Source organism: Allorhizocola rhizosphaerae (genome assembly GCF_003426775.1).
In the GTDB taxonomy this organism is placed as follows: Bacteria; Actinomycetota; Actinomycetes; order Mycobacteriales; family Micromonosporaceae; genus Allorhizocola; species Allorhizocola rhizosphaerae.
Genome location: NZ_QJUG01000050.1, coordinates 1 through 13340 on the forward strand (window position 1 = coordinate 1; position 13340 = coordinate 13340).

Here is a 13340-nt window from a genome sequence, read left to right on the forward strand (position 1 = left end):
CCGACCGTACCGGCCGGGCGAATGGGTGGGCCAGGCCGAGGGTCACCGGCCGGGGCAGCGGTAGCCGCGCGGTCAGCCGCGACGCCCACTGGCCGCGCCCCGGCTTCGGTGTGCGCCCGACCGCCAGCACGTCAACCGTGCGCAGCCGCCCGGCCCGCGCCGCTGCGGCAAAAGCGGTCGCGACGACCAGAGTCAGGGCGCCCGCGAGCACAGCGACGTTGACCCACGGCGTGACACCGGAGTCTGACGTGCCGTAGACCCGATTGGTCTGCGCCAGGATCGGGATGGCCAGCAGGTTGCCCGCGACGACGCCGAGGACGCCGCCCACCGCCGCCGGGATCAGCGCCTGGACGATGTAGGCCCGCACGACCTGTCGCGGCGTGAACCCGAGCGCCTTGAGGATGCCGATGCGGCGCGTGCCCGTGCTGACCGCGCCGGCGATCACGTTGCCGATGATGAGCACCGCCATGAGCACGCTCAGCACACCGAACGCGATCAGGAACGGGATCAGCAGCACGGCGTTGCCGGCGCTCTCGGTCCGCATCGTGAGCCACGAGCGGACCCCGGTCATCGCCCCCTCGGGCAAGCCTGCCTGCACGGCCGCGCGGCCCGCATCGACCTGACCCTCGGTGTCGGCGGAGGCGAAGCGGTACAACATCTGAAGGCCGGTCGCGGCGGTCAACGCCGCGACCTGTTCCGGCGCGACCCAGCCGCCCGCGGTCTCGCTGATCGACCGGGCCCTGCCGACCACGGTCAGGGCGGGGCTGCCCGCAACGTTCGGCAGCGCAAGCACCTCACCGATTTTCGGTTCCATGCCGGGCGGCATCCGGCCGTCGCTGTGCAGCACGATCTCGCCGGGTCCGGTCACCCACCGGCCTTCGAGCATCGTGACCACGTCGACAGCCCCGCCCGGATCGGCACGCCCGGCCACGGTGATAGGGCGCACCGGTCGATCGCCCGCTCTGACCGGCGTGATCAACGCGGTCGGGAACGGGCCGGCCGACGCGACCACCCCGGCGGCGTTGGCCGTCGCGGCCACCTGCGCGGCCGTGACCTTGGCCGGGTCGAACTGCGCGGCCAGGTGCGGGCCGCTCTGCTGGGCGAACGCCCGGTCGAACGGCGCGCGCGACGCGACCATCAGCGTGCCACCGAGCACACCCGACGTCACGGCGATCAGCACGACGAGTCCAATCACGACGGTCTGCACCCGTTTGCGGCCGACACCGGAGCGGACCACCCTGCCCAGCGCGCTCATGAAGCACGCTCCCGCCGCGCGGTGTCATCCGCGACCTGGCCGTCGACGAGCTGGACGGTCCGTGTCGCGCACGACTGCGCCAGGGCCAGATCGTGCGTCACCAGCACGATGGTCTGCCCGTCGGCGTGCAGGTCCTTGAGCAGCTGCCGGACCTCCCCACCGGACGCGGTGTCCAGCGCGCCGGTCGGCTCGTCGGCCAGCAGCAGCGCGGGCCGGTTCATCAGGGCCCGTGCCACCGCCACCCGCTGCCGCTCGCCACCGGACAGCCGGCCCGGATAAGCGCGGGCATGCCGGTCGATGCCGAGCGTGCTCAGCAGTTCGGCCGCCCGGCGCTGCGCCGCGCCGCGCGGCATCCCGCCCAGCTGCGCGGGCAGCATGACGTTGTCGGCGACGGTCAGGTCGTCGAGCAGGTTGAAAAACTGGAAGACCATGCCGATTTTGGCGCGGCGATAGCGGGCCGAGGCGGCCTCGCCCAGCTTGTCGACGCGCACGCCGTCCACGGTCACGGTGCCGCCGGTCGGCCGGTCCAGCCCGGCCACGAGATTTAGCAGCGTGGATTTGCCGCTGCCCGACGGCCCGAGGATGGCCACGGCCTCCCCGGTCGCAATCGTCAGCGACACGTTGTCCAGCGCGGGCGGGCCCTCGTCATAGCGGCGGCTCACCGCGCTCAGCTCGATCACTGGAGCGCTCATGATGGTCTATCTCCTTCTGCTTCGGTCGCATCTGCGCCGTTGAAGCTAGGCCCGCTTCCGTGGCCGCCGCGTCTGCAAGCGGAGGCATATTCGGTACCTCATAGGAATGAGAAGAATCGGCGTCATCCCTGAGATGTAGTCCGCCGATGTAGCCCGGTGGTCAGGCGGGTGGATGCCGCGCCATGCCGGTGTCGGCAAGAATGGCCAGGTGATGAGTGTGGCGGCGATGGCCGGACGAGCGCTGGAATGGGTTCGGCAACTGCTGCGCCCGTCGGCTCCGCTGCCTCCGCTGTCGCGCCGGGGCGCGATCTTCGACGCGTTCCTGCCGCTGGGCCTCTATCTCCTCGCGATCCAGGCGGGCGGCGACGACGCCGAGCCGCGCACGCGCATGCCCCGGCCCGAGTTCGACCCGCCGGGGCCGCCGATGATCAGGGAGCCCTTCCCGGTGATCGAGGACGAGCAGACCGGCTGGCCGCTGGTCATGCTGATCGCGGTGCTGCCGCTGTTGTTCCGGCGGCGATGGCCGCTCGCCGTGCTGTGGATCGTGGTGCTCACCGCCCCGCTGATCGTCGATTTCGAGGCCGCGCTGCGGCTGTCGTTTTACGCGTGCGTCATCGCGGGCTACACGGCCGCCGTCTACAGCCCATATCGCTTGCCCGCGCTGGCGAGCCTGCCGTTGGCCGCTTTCGTGTACGCGGAAATCCGCGAACCCGCGGTGCCCACGGTCCCGGACGGCGCCGTGCCCTTCCTCATCCTGATCCCGATACTCGTGGTGGCAGAAGGCTTGCGCCGCTGGAAGGGCCGCGCGGACGGATTGGAGCGCGAGCAGGCCGAGGCCGTGCGCCGCGCCGCCGAGCAGGAACGGGCGCGCATCGCCCGCGAGCTGCACGATGTGGTCACGCACAACGTGAGCGTGATGGTGATCCAGGCCGGTGCGGCGCGCAAGGTGATGGACGCCGATCCCGGGCAGGCGCGCGAGGCGCTGCTCGCGGTGGAGGCCGGGGGCAGGGCCGCGATGACCGAGCTGCGCCACGTCATGGGACTGCTCACGATGGATGGGTCCGACCCGGAGGGCCTCGCCCCGCAGCCGGGGCTGGACCGCTTGGAGGCGCTGGTGCAGCGGGTGCGCGACACCGGGATGCCGGTCGAGCTGACCGTGGCCGGGCAGCCGCGGCCACTGCTGCCCGGCGTCGAGCTCACCGCATACCGAGTGGTGCAGGAGGCGCTCACCAATACCGTCAAGCATGCGGCCGGGGCGAGCGCTTCTGTGCTCATCGAGTACGGTGACGACCGCCTGCGGGTGGAAGCGACCGACACCGGCGGCGGGCCGGCCGTGTCTGCCGCCAGTGGCAACGGCAACGGCCGCGGGCTGTTGGGCCTGCGCGAGCGCCTCGCGGTGTACGGTGGCACTCTGCACGCGGGGCCGCGCCTGACCGGCGGATATCGTGTCGCCGCAATGATTCCCCTGGAGGCCTCGTGACCGTGCCGCTGCGCGTCGTCCTCGCGGACGACCAGGCGTTGGTGCGCACCGGATTCCGGATGATCCTCATGGCCGACGGCATAGACGTGGTCGCGGAGGCGACCAACGGCGCGGAGGCCGTGGACGCGGTCCGGCGCACGCTGCCCGATGTCGTGCTGATGGACATCCGGATGCCGGAGATGGACGGGCTGGAGGCGACCAGGCGCATCCTCACGGGCACCGCCGCCGAGCCACGCGTGATCATCCTGACCACGTTTGACCTCGACCACTACGTGTATGCGGCGCTGTCGGCAGGCGCGAGCGGGTTCCTGCTCAAGGATGTGACGCCGGAGCATCTCGTCGCCGCCGTTCGCCTGGTGCGGTCGGGCGACGCGTTGCTGGCGCCCGCCATCACGCGGCGGCTCGTGGAACGGTTCGCCGGGCGCGACCCCGAGACGGCCACGAGGGTCCACCGTGACCTGTCCGCGCTGACCCCGCGCGAGCTGGAGGTGCTGCGCCTGCTGGCCCAGGGGCTGAGCAACGCCGAGCTGGCCGCGCGCCTGTATCTGTCCGAGGCGACCGTCAAGACACACGTCGCCCGCATTCTGGCCAAGCTCGGATTGCGCGACCGTGTCCAGGCCGTAGTCGTCGCGTACGAGACCGGCCTGGTCAGCCCGGGGGAAACGAGCTGATCATGAACTTACGTCCATGTTCGACGGTGTGTCGCGGCAGTGACTTCGTGGTCAACACCGCTGCGGCGGGCGGCGGGAGCGCCTGATGATCCGGTCGTGGCGTGCGGTGCTGGCCGTGACAGTCGTGCTGACAGCGGTGTTCGTGGTGTCGGGCGGGTGGGATCGCGCGCATGTGGCCCGCGACGTGGTCCTGATCGCGCTCAACACGTTGCCGCTGCTGCTTTTGCGCCATCAGCCGGTCGCGGCGGTGCTCGTGATTTGCGCGGCCTATCCCGCGTGGCTGGTGGCCGGGCACGAGGCCAGCATGTTCCAGTCCCTGCCCATGCTCGCGGCCCTCTACGCCTCCGGCGCGTGGGCCAAACCGTTGTGGGTGCGGGCGATCGCGCTCGTGGCACCGGTCTGGTGCCTGTACGCGGTGCTGTCCGGCTGGTGGGAGGGCGCCGGGTTGGGCGACGTGGGCTACATCGTGGTCATGTTCGTTCTCATGTGGACACTCGGGGTGGTGGTGGCGGCGCTGGAGGCGGCGCGGCGTGAGCTGGCCGACCGGGCCGTGCTCGACGAGCGCGCCAGGATCGCACGCGAACTGCACGATGTCATCGCCCATGCGATGAGCGTCATCACGGTACGGGCCGGGGTGGGCGCGCATTTGATCGAGTCGCGGCCGCGTGAGGCGGCCGAGGCGCTCAGCGTGATCGAGCGGACCGGGCGGGAGGCGCTGACCGAGATGCGCCGGATGCTCACCGTGCTTCGCGACCCGCATCCACATGCGCCGCAACAGCTTCCGCAACCCGGTCTGGCTGACGTGCTGACGCTCGTGGAGCATGTGCGCGCCGCGGGCGTCGCGGTCGCGGTCACGACCGCCGGCAAGGTGCGCGCTCTGCCCGCCGGGCTGGATCTGGCCGCGTACCGGATAATCCAAGAAGCATTGACCAATGTGGTCAAGCACGCTCCAGGGACGAAGGCGACAATCCTTATGCGGTACCAGGATGAGGCCCTGCGCCTCGAAATCGGCAACGCGGCCAGCGGGCCGGCCGGGCCGATCACCCCCGGGCAGGGCATGCGTGGCATGGCCGAGCGGGCCGCGCTCTACGACGGCAACTTCGAGGCGGGCCCGGACGGCGAGGGCGGGTTCCGAGTCGCGGTAACGTTCCCCACATGATCCGTGTCGTGGTGGTCGACGACCAGGAGTTGGTGCGTGCGGGCTTCTGCGCGCTGCTCGACGCCGACCCGGGCATCGAGCTCGTCGGCGAGGCGGGCGACGGACTGTCCGCTGTGGAGCTTGTGCGTTCCCACAGGACCGACGTTGTGCTCATGGACATCCGCATGCCGGGCATGAACGGCATCGAGGCCACCCGCCTGATCCGGGCCATGCCCGACCCACCCGAGGTGCTGATCCTCACCACCTTCGACACCGACGAGAACGCGTTCGACGCGCTGGCGGCGGGCGCGGCCGGGTTCCTGGTCAAGGACACGCCGCCGGTGCAACTGCTGCAGGCGATCCAGGCGGCCGACAGCGGCGGTGCGGTGATTTCGCCCGCGACGACCCGTCGGCTGGTGGACCACCTCGTCGCCGCCCGCATGCAACGGGACCGGCCCGTGCCCGCCGGGCTGGAGACGCTGACCGAGCGGGAGCGCGAGGTGCTCGCGCTGGTCGCGCGTGGCTGCTCCAACCGGGAGATCGCCACGCGCCTGCGCATCGCGGAGCTGACGACCAAGACACACGTGTCGCGGATCCTCACCAAGCTCGGGCTCGACAGCCGGGTGCAGGCCGCGGCGCTCGCCTATCAGACCGGTCTGGTGAAGCCGGGCGACTGACCGCGTACGGCAAAAGAGGTACCACCAATTGGCGACGACGCACAGCCCTGGTATCTCTAGCGTTTTCTCCCATGGACAATGTCATCACCGTGGAGCATCTGCACAAGCGTTACGGCGACGCGGTCGCGATCGAGGACGTCTCGTTCGAGGTGCGCCGGGGCGAGATCTTCGGCATCCTCGGGCCGAACGGCGCGGGCAAGAGCACGACCGTGGAGTGCCTGCAGGGCTTGCGCAGCGCGACCCGCGGCCGGCTCGCCGTGCTCGGGCTCGACCCCGGGCGGGAGGCGGCGCGTCTGCGCCGGCGCATCGGCTCGCAGTTGCAGTCGTCGGCCCTGCCCGAGCGGCTGCGGGTGGGCGAGGCGATCCGGCTGTTCGCGCGGCTGCACCAGCAACAGGTCGATGTGGACGCCACCCTGGCGGAGTGGGGCCTGCAGGCGTTGCGGCGCAAGGCCTATGCCACGCTGTCGGGCGGCCAGCAGCAGCGGGTGTTCCTCGCGCTCGCCCTGCTCGGCCGGCCCGAGGTGGTGTTCCTCGACGAGCTCACGACCGGGCTCGACCCGACCGCGCGGCGCGAGACGTGGCAACTGGTCCGGCGGGTGCGTGACCGGGGCGCGACCGTCGTGCTGGTCACGCATTTGATGGAGGAGGCCGAGGCGCTGTGCGACCGGATCGCCGTCATCGATCGGGGCCGGGTCGTCGCCGCCGACACACCCGGTGCGCTGACGGCTCTGCGCGGAGGCCCGGTGCGAATAACGTTCAGCGTCAACGGATATGACCCGCGCGGTTTGTCCTCCCTGGCCGGGGTCGAGTCGGTGAGCATCGACGCGGGCCGGGTCACCGTCACCGGGAGCGCGTCGAGTGCCGTCGATGTGGCCGCAGCCCTTGCGGCCCAAGGGATCGCGCCGCCCGACTATCGCACGCACTACCCGTCGCTCGAAGACGTCTTCCTGGCCCTGACCGGGCACCGCCTCACTCTCACCGAAGGATCACCGCGATGACCCTGTACCTCACCTGGACCGAGCTGAAGCTGCTGGCCCGCGAGCCACTCGTGCTCGTCGTGACATTGCTGTTTCCGTTGCTGTTGATGGCCTTGCTGCTGGCCTCGTTCGCGGGGGACACCGACCCGGTGTTCATGGGATTGGCGGGCACGGACTTCTACGTGACGTCCTATTTGGGCGCTGCGGTGGCCGCCATGGGTTTCATGGGCACACCAACACATCTGGCGTCCTATCGCGACAGTGGAGTGCTCCGGCGCTTCCAGGCGGCCGGTGTGCCGACCGCCTCGTTTGTCACCTCGCAGGTGCTCGTCATGTCGGTGCTGGCGGTCGTCGGGGCGGCCGCGATGATCGGCCTGGCGTATGCGGGGTTCGACATCGCCGCGCCCCGCTCGGTCGGTGGTGTTGTCGTCGGGTTTGTGGCGGGCATACTCGCCTTTGCCGGCATCGGCACGCTGCTCGGGTCGCTCATGCCGAGCGCGCGGGCGGCGCAGGGGCTCGGGCTGTTGCTGTTTTTCGGCACATTCTTCCTCGTCGGTGGCGGCCCGCCGCCCGGGGTGCTGCCCGACGCCCTCAACGACGCCGCGTCGCTCACGCCCACCGGGCTGCTCGTCGACGCCATCCGCACGCCCTGGACGGGCGGCGGCGTGGACTGGATCGCGGTAGCGGCGCTGGCCGGCGTCGCGCTCATCACCCTCCCCCTCACCACCCGCTTTTCCGGTCGATCATGAACTTACGTCCATGTTCGGCGGCGTGTCGCGGCATTGACTTCAACGCCGTCCAGATCGTCGAGACGGTCTGCGTCGGTGCGCAGCGATAGTTCCCGCGGCGCGCATGCGCCGCGGGAAGAGAACTCACAGTTGGAAAATCGCGGCCGAGGCCTGGTTCAGATGGTTGCGATACGCGCCGTTGGTGTAGACCACCCACGGTCGCCAGCTCGTCCCGCTCGACGAGATCCGCCACGCGGCGTTGGCGTTGTTCTGCGGCACGAACAACCACGATTGTGAATAGCCGTGGATGCTGTTGATCTGCCACAGACCGGCGTCCCACGACCCATTGGTGTTGTGATTTACCGCATTTGGTACGCAGCTCGACTCGCCGAGGGCGACGGCGACCGCGGTTTGCAGGCTACCGTCGCGGAAGCCCGCCGAGTAGCCGACGCGAGCACACAATCCGGCGCCGCTCGACGGCAGGGGCGCGATGCGGCCGCCCCACGTGTTGGTGTTCCACAGCGGTTGGCCTGACGATGAGTAGAGCACGAGGTTGCCGTCCGTCTGCATGATCAGATAGGCGTTGTTCCGCCCGGCGGTGTTGGTCGCCTTGATCGCGCGCCCGTTGTGGTACATCACCACGTTGCCGTCGCCCTGCATGGCGAACGCGGTGCCGTTATAGCCGTGCGTGTAGCTGTGCCACAGCGCGGTACCGGAACTGGTGTAAACAACCGCATTGCCATCGGTTTGCATGGTGAAGCGGTAGGCATTGTTGGCGGACACAATGGACTCTCCCGGATACAGCACCTGTCCGGGCAGCAGGCGGTCACCACTTCCCGCCGCTTGGGCGGGAGTGGCGGCCGCGGCCAGCGCGAGCGCGGCGGCGGCGAGCACCTTGACGAACGCCATGCCCCTCATAGCTGCGGCGCCATGAGGTAGGACATGCCGGCCTGGTGCTTGACCCAGCGTTCGTGCTCGACACCGAGCCCGCCGCCGAAGTTCATCTCCCAGACGTGGATGTAGGTGCCGTCGCTACGCTGCTGCATGAAGTCGACCCAGGCGACGTGGCCGGTGGTGGAGCTCGCGCCGGCGACGCCGCGCTCGAAGACGACGACCGATTGGGTGGCCGGCGAGTTGTGCACGAGCCAGCCGCGGGTGGGGGCGGTCTCGTTCCAGGTGTGCGCGTTGCCGTTGGCCACGTATGGGTAGACGCCGCTGAACCGCTTGAACCGCTCGTAGCAGTACCAGCTACAGTCCTTCTGGCCGTTGGGGTTGCTGGACATGGTCTGGCCCCAGGTCCAGTGCCACGACGTGGCCCAGATCGCGGTGCCGTTGCGGTACATGACCAGGTTGCCGTCGTCCTGCATGATCAGGGACGCTCCGGTGTATCCGGCGGTGCCGGTGTGCCAGATGGCGGTCCCGTTGCGGTACATGACCAAATTGCCGTCGGTTTGCAGGGAGATGGCCGAGCCGTTCTGCCCGCCGGTGCGGGTCGACCACTTGGCCCCGCTCGGGGTGTAGAGCACGAAATTGCCGTCGCCCTGCATCGCCGCCGTGTAGGAGCCGTTGCTCGAACGCAGGTATTGGTTGGCGCTCAACGATTCACCGGCGCGCAGCACGTTGGTGCCGGAGCCGGCGAAGGCGGGCCGTTGCACACCGATCGCGACCGCCGCACCGGTGCCCGCCGCGAGCGTGAGCAGGCCGCGCCGGGTGAAGACATGGTTACCCACGATTCCTCCTGTCGGTATCCCGGAGTTCCCGGGTCCGACCCAGAGTGGGCCGTGGGCGGGTCGGGAGTCCTCTCAGTTCGCTCTCCGTTGGGCGGTCCACTTGAGAGCGACTTGAGAGGACCGTCCGCCGCATTTCGCGCACGCTGAGCACACCTGGGCCCACAACCTCATGGAGGAAAGCATGCGTACCAACGTCTTCACCCGGCGGGCCACGCTCGGCCTGACTGCCGCGGCGTGTGTGGCAGCCGTGGTGGGCTTCGCCGGCCCGGCGCAGGCCGGTGCCGGCAGCAACTATCTCGGCGGCGGAGAGGGCTTGAGCGCGAATCAGTCCATACGGTCGAACAACGGCGCCTACACGGCGGCGATGCAGGGCGACGGCAATTTCGTGCTCTACACCCCGAGCGGGGCCAAGTGGTCGACCCGCACCGGTGGCCAGAACGGCTCGTCGATCGTCATGCAGACAGATGGAAACCTTGTCGTGTACCGCAACGGGACAGCCATCTGGCACACCGGCACCGCCGGATACACCGGAGCGTCCCTGATCATGCAGGACGACGGCAATTTGGTCATGTACCGTAGCGGCACCGCGATCTGGGCCACGTCGTGGCACTGGACCCGAGGCACGACCCAGCCAGGCAACTCCGGCGTGTCAGGCAACTGCACGTGGTACGCCTATGAGCGGTTCAAGCAGTTCTCCGGCGTCTACCCCAACCTGTCCGGCGGCAACGCCTACACCTGGAACGAAACCGCCGCCGCCCGTGGCTGGCTGGTGCACAACTCGCCGGCCACTCAGTCGATCGTCGTGTTCGAACCCGGCGTGCAGGGCGCCAGCTCCCAGGGCCACGTCGCCTGGGTCGACTTCATGCAGCCCCGCAGCGACGGCACCTACATCCACGTCTGGGAAATGAACTGGCGGGGCCTGCACATCGTCTCCGACCGCTGGGTCAAGCACGTCCCCGGCATGTCCTACATCATGGCCCCACAGCTCTGACTCCGACCTGACGAAAGACCGCGGCTCCCACGGGAGCCGCGGTGAGCGGGGGCAGGCGTTCGTGGATGCGCGGGGCCGACGTGAAGCGGATCAACGCCGCCGGATCTCCCAGCAGATTGCGCTGACCACCAGCCAGAGAAAGCCGAGTCCGAGTCCTGCGGTCAGCAGAGGCATGGCGGGCGTCCCCCGCTCGCCAGAGACTTCGAGGATCACGCCGGCAATCAGGGCCACAGCGGCCAGCAGCCCAATAACGAGCCGCCATGGATTAGTCTGCTTCATGCTTGAATTCTCCCACGGAAATTGGCACCCAATGCCGCCCAGTTGCCAGCGCTGCATAGACGTCGCCCACGCAGCGCCAGCATAGTGCGTCGAGGCGTTCGACTCAGCAGGAGCCGGTTTCGATGCAGGCGGGCAGTCCGTGATCCGGCGACTTAACGATGTCCCAGCCGACCCAGACTGTGTCAGAAACCTTGTGCTTCGAACCACCGGAGTTGAAGTAGAACCCTCTCCCGCACGGAGGGCCGCTGCTGCCGAAGTCCCAGTAGACGTACCAGCTGCTTACCGCGCCCGGACTGTAGGTCCAAGCGCTTTCGGTGCAGAAACCCCAGAAGCCATTAGACGGATTCTGGAACATCATAAGCCACTTTGCTCGGTGCTCGGCTGATTTCGACCAGCACGTCGTGAACACATTGTTATAGCTCCACCCCGTGGTCTTCGGTATGCCACCGTTTGGAATGGACGATCCGTGCGAGAGCTCAGATTGTGTCGTATGGCAGTTTTCGAACTGTTTGATTTGCGAGCTGCTGCTCTGTGAATGTGCCGCGGCCGGCGCCGCCGTGGCCATAACGGTGACTGTTGCCGCAACCAGGCCGGCGAGCAGGCTGTAGATCCGAACTTCGAGCTTGTCGTGCATGACTCTCCCTCCTGCTTCACTGACACCGGGTTGTCGGCTCTGCGGCGACGCCCCCATGGATACCACCATTGGCATACGTCGTGGTGGTGCCAGGTGTACGGGCCGCCTTTTCGCGGGCAGCCGCCTCCTCCTGGGGCGTGGGATCGCGCAGCAGCTCCGACTTGGAAACCCAGCCGCAAACCTCGCCATGGCGATCGAAGACAGGGAGTGTGTCCGGCATCTTCTGCACGTCGACGCTACCGTCCACATTCACCCATGGTGGGCGCCGATTCTCGCCGTCAGGCCTCCCGCCTCCATTGTCGCCGTTTGCCGCAGCCGCGATGCTGAACGCGAGGAGCGTTGCCGCCGCGGCGACCAAGGATAGACCAATGAACCTTTTCACCGAATGTCACCTTTCTCGTTAGCCGCACTTGTGACCAGCCGGTGGGTCAACGAAGGCCAGCGCCTCCCTGCCATCGCTATCGCTAACCAGTCGATGATCGAGTGTTTCCTGCCTTTTCATGATCGCTTCGCGCTCAGTGGCGGAGGGCGGTCTGAAGATCTCGGACTTTGACGCGTAGCCGCACACGCGACCGGTCTGATCCAGAACCGGAATCTGATCGGGTACCTTCCGCAGGTCGACTGCTCCCTCCTGCGTCACCCACGGCGGCTGTGTCGGGACTGGGCCTGCGGTGGAGGCTTGGGCGAACCCCGCCGCTAGGCCGATGATGCCGAGCGCGACGACAGCTATCGCCGCGTTTGTCATTCTTGATCGCCGCATTTGCTACTCCTCTGGTTGTCGATGGGTGGATGTCTAGAATGTCGGCATCTGGTGCGAGCCGGACGACAGTGTTCCTCCAACACGCCCGTTGCCGATGTCATGCCACGAGTTGGCGGCCCTCGATAAGGAATGACCCTCTGGTGCTAAGAGGCGACGGTGCCTAGCCGGTTTCGTGCCGCAGGGCCAGCGCCTCGCGGGCATGCGCCGCGGACCGGGCGTCGTCACCGAGATCGCGGTAGATGCCGGCCAGCGTGGTAAGCGCGTCGCATTCAAGGATGCGGTACCCGGCGTGGCGGGCCATATCGAGCGCCTCCAAGGCAGTCGCGAGCGCGTCCTCGGGTCGGCCAAGCCCCGGTGGGCGTCGCCAGCCCGATCAGCGCCTCGACCTCCGCCATGCGCATGCCCGCGTCGCACGCGTGGCGGTGCGCCTCCCGGTGGGCGTCGAGGGCCTGCTGGTATTCGCCGAGCCGCGCGAGCACGGTGCCCATGACGTAGCCCGTGCGGGCGAGCAGGTGCGAGTTCGCGGTCTCCTGTGCCGGGCACCGCGCCTGGAGCACGTAGTCGCGGGCGAGGTCCAGGCGCCCGGCGTCCCGTTGGGATCTCACCGATGCCGCTCAGGCATACCACCTCCTGCAACCGTCCGCTGTTTTCGCGGTGACGGGCGAGGCCGTCAACGGCGTACCGGAGGGCCTCGTCGAGGTGGCCGCGTAGACGCAGGACGGCGGCGAGGTTGTCCAGTGGCACGCCTGTGTATCTCGACCCGAGGCGCTGCCTCAGCTCCAGCGCCTGGCGCAGGTGCTGTTCGGCTTCGTGCAGGTCGCCAAGCTCCAGCACATGGCGCCGAGGTTCCCCATCATGGTCGCCTCGCCGTGCTCGTTGCCGTTCGCCCGGTGGATGCGCAGCGCCGCGCGCAGGTGTTCCGCCGCCCCCCGGATGTCGCCCTGTTCGAGCCGCACGGCGGCCAGGTTGTTGTACGCCGCGGCCACCCCGTCCAGCCAGCCCGCCTCCTCGGCCAGCGCCCGCGCCGTCTCGAAGCCGTCCACCGCCGCGGCGAACCGGGACCGCAGCCGGTCGATGAACGCGAGGCTGAACACTGTGCACGCTCGATCCGGCCGACGCGCAGACCCTGCTGTGTCGGCGAGCTGTTTGACCTCATCGTCCGGCCCGGTCAGGGCTATGCGCTCGTGCAGGCCGCGATCTGCCGCCGGGCCATCGGCAATGCTGCGCGCGGTGTCGGTGATCTGGTGCAGGGGCTGGTGCAGGGGCTGGTGCAAGCGCTCGGCCAGCAGTCACCCGAACCCAACCGCGACCACGGTCACCATGATCCA

The 13340-nt window shown here is 68.7% G+C and carries 16 protein-coding genes and 1 pseudogene; 7 read left to right on the top strand and 10 right to left on the bottom strand.

Annotated features, from left to right (window positions below; translation table 11 throughout):
• Nucleotides 1-1255: FtsX-like permease family protein (locus DM816_RS13100; RefSeq protein ID WP_162907397.1), on the bottom strand; the 1255-nt coding region annotated here is incomplete at its 3' end.
• Complete coding sequence (locus DM816_RS13105) at nucleotides 1252-1947, bottom strand: ABC transporter ATP-binding protein (RefSeq protein WP_117210495.1); 696 nt, start codon at nucleotides 1945-1947, stop codon at nucleotides 1252-1254. The genes DM816_RS13105 and DM816_RS13100, both read right to left, overlap by 4 nt.
• Nucleotides 1948-2158: 211 nt before the next feature.
• On the opposite strand from DM816_RS13105, the gene DM816_RS13110 reads away from it, so the two are divergent.
• From DM816_RS13110 to DM816_RS13135, 6 genes are all read left to right on the top strand, one after another.
• The gene (locus DM816_RS13110; RefSeq protein WP_117210527.1) at nucleotides 2159-3427 is read left to right on the top strand and encodes a sensor histidine kinase; all 1269 of its coding nucleotides are present in this window, start codon (nucleotides 2159-2161) and stop codon (nucleotides 3425-3427) included.
• Nucleotides 3424-4098 (top strand): response regulator, encoded by a 675-nt coding sequence (locus DM816_RS13115; RefSeq protein WP_170318811.1) that lies wholly within the window; start codon nucleotides 3424-3426, stop codon nucleotides 4096-4098. The genes DM816_RS13110 and DM816_RS13115 overlap by 4 nt, the downstream gene beginning before the upstream one ends.
• An 85-nt stretch (nucleotides 4099-4183) precedes the next feature.
• The gene (locus tag DM816_RS13120; protein WP_117210496.1) at nucleotides 4184-5257 is read left to right on the top strand and encodes a sensor histidine kinase; all 1074 of its coding nucleotides are present in this window, start codon (nucleotides 4184-4186) and stop codon (nucleotides 5255-5257) included.
• Entirely contained in the window at nucleotides 5254-5913 is a 660-nt protein-coding gene (locus tag DM816_RS13125; RefSeq protein ID WP_117210497.1) for a response regulator, read from the top strand. The genes DM816_RS13120 and DM816_RS13125 overlap by 4 nt, the downstream gene beginning before the upstream one ends.
• Nucleotides 5914-5984: 71 nt before the next feature.
• Nucleotides 5985-6911 (top strand): ABC transporter ATP-binding protein, encoded by a 927-nt coding sequence (locus DM816_RS13130; protein ID WP_117210498.1) that lies wholly within the window; start codon nucleotides 5985-5987, stop codon nucleotides 6909-6911.
• Complete coding sequence (locus DM816_RS13135; RefSeq protein WP_117210499.1) at nucleotides 6908-7639, top strand: ABC transporter permease; 732 nt, start codon at nucleotides 6908-6910, stop codon at nucleotides 7637-7639. The genes DM816_RS13130 and DM816_RS13135 overlap by 4 nt, the downstream gene beginning before the upstream one ends.
• Nucleotides 7640-7762: 123 nt before the next feature.
• Here the strand turns inward: DM816_RS13135 and DM816_RS13140 are convergent, their stop codons facing one another.
• Together DM816_RS13140 and DM816_RS13145 are read right to left on the bottom strand one after the other, a co-directional pair.
• Entirely contained in the window at nucleotides 7763-8536 is a 774-nt protein-coding gene (locus tag DM816_RS13140) for a transglycosylase SLT domain-containing protein (RefSeq protein ID WP_162907398.1), read from the bottom strand.
• Entirely contained in the window at nucleotides 8533-9348 is an 816-nt protein-coding gene (locus DM816_RS13145; protein ID WP_117210501.1) for a CHAP domain-containing protein, read from the bottom strand. The genes DM816_RS13140 and DM816_RS13145 overlap by 4 nt, the downstream gene beginning before the upstream one ends.
• 181 nt (nucleotides 9349-9529) lie before the next feature.
• On the opposite strand from DM816_RS13145, the gene DM816_RS13150 reads away from it, so the two are divergent.
• Complete coding sequence (locus DM816_RS13150; protein ID WP_162907399.1) at nucleotides 9530-10339, top strand: CHAP domain-containing protein; 810 nt, start codon at nucleotides 9530-9532, stop codon at nucleotides 10337-10339.
• Between the two features lie 90 nt (nucleotides 10340-10429).
• Here DM816_RS13150 and DM816_RS13155 read toward each other — a convergent pair whose 3' ends face one another.
• From DM816_RS13155 to DM816_RS45765, 6 genes and pseudogenes are all read right to left on the bottom strand, one after another.
• The gene (locus DM816_RS13155) at nucleotides 10430-10618 is read right to left on the bottom strand and encodes a hypothetical protein (protein WP_117210503.1); all 189 of its coding nucleotides are present in this window, start codon (nucleotides 10616-10618) and stop codon (nucleotides 10430-10432) included.
• A 103-nt stretch (nucleotides 10619-10721) separates the two neighbouring features.
• The gene (locus DM816_RS13160; RefSeq protein WP_117210504.1) at nucleotides 10722-11252 is read right to left on the bottom strand and encodes a hypothetical protein; all 531 of its coding nucleotides are present in this window, start codon (nucleotides 11250-11252) and stop codon (nucleotides 10722-10724) included.
• Nucleotides 11253-12172: 920 nt separating this feature from the next.
• Nucleotides 12173-12313 (bottom strand): hypothetical protein, encoded by a 141-nt coding sequence (locus DM816_RS44385; RefSeq protein ID WP_246001925.1) that lies wholly within the window; start codon nucleotides 12311-12313, stop codon nucleotides 12173-12175.
• Nucleotides 12282-12617, bottom strand: a complete 336-nt coding sequence (locus tag DM816_RS44390) for a hypothetical protein (protein ID WP_246001926.1) — start codon at nucleotides 12615-12617, stop codon at nucleotides 12282-12284. The genes DM816_RS44385 and DM816_RS44390 overlap by 32 nt, the downstream gene beginning before the upstream one ends.
• Nucleotides 12618-12663: 46 nt before the next feature.
• Nucleotides 12664-12846 (bottom strand): annotated as a pseudogene (locus DM816_RS45760) (tetratricopeptide repeat protein); the annotation flags it as partial.
• Nucleotides 12786-13286, bottom strand: coding sequence for a tetratricopeptide repeat protein (locus DM816_RS45765; protein ID WP_211588675.1), 501 nt, complete (start codon nucleotides 13284-13286; stop codon nucleotides 12786-12788). The pseudogene DM816_RS45760 and the gene DM816_RS45765, both read right to left, overlap by 61 nt.
• Nucleotides 13287-13340 lie beyond the last annotated feature (54 nt).

What these genes read in the sequence shown, in the direction of transcription:
- DM816_RS13105 (WP_117210495.1), bottom strand. Translation starts at nt 1,947, where the DNA reads ATGAGCGCTCCAGTGATCGAGCTGAGCGCGGTGAGCCGCCGCTATGAC.
- DM816_RS13110 (WP_117210527.1), top strand. Translation starts at nt 2,159, where the DNA reads ATGAGTGTGGCGGCGATGGCCGGACGAGCGCTGGAATGGGTTCGGCAA.
- DM816_RS13120 (WP_117210496.1), top strand. Translation starts at nt 4,184, where the DNA reads ATGATCCGGTCGTGGCGTGCGGTGCTGGCCGTGACAGTCGTGCTGACA.
- DM816_RS13125 (WP_117210497.1), top strand. Translation starts at nt 5,254, where the DNA reads ATGATCCGTGTCGTGGTGGTCGACGACCAGGAGTTGGTGCGTGCGGGC.
- DM816_RS13130 (WP_117210498.1), top strand. Translation starts at nt 5,985, where the DNA reads ATGGACAATGTCATCACCGTGGAGCATCTGCACAAGCGTTACGGCGAC.
- DM816_RS13135 (WP_117210499.1), top strand. Translation starts at nt 6,908, where the DNA reads ATGACCCTGTACCTCACCTGGACCGAGCTGAAGCTGCTGGCCCGCGAG.
- DM816_RS13140 (WP_162907398.1), bottom strand. Translation starts at nt 8,536, where the DNA reads ATGAGGGGCATGGCGTTCGTCAAGGTGCTCGCCGCCGCCGCGCTCGCG.
- DM816_RS13150 (WP_162907399.1), top strand. Translation starts at nt 9,530, where the DNA reads ATGCGTACCAACGTCTTCACCCGGCGGGCCACGCTCGGCCTGACTGCC.
- DM816_RS13155 (WP_117210503.1), bottom strand. Translation starts at nt 10,618, where the DNA reads ATGAAGCAGACTAATCCATGGCGGCTCGTTATTGGGCTGCTGGCCGCT.
- DM816_RS13160 (WP_117210504.1), bottom strand. Translation starts at nt 11,252, where the DNA reads ATGCACGACAAGCTCGAAGTTCGGATCTACAGCCTGCTCGCCGGCCTG.
- DM816_RS44385 (WP_246001925.1), bottom strand. Translation starts at nt 12,313, where the DNA reads ATGGCCCGCCACGCCGGGTACCGCATCCTTGAATGCGACGCGCTTACC.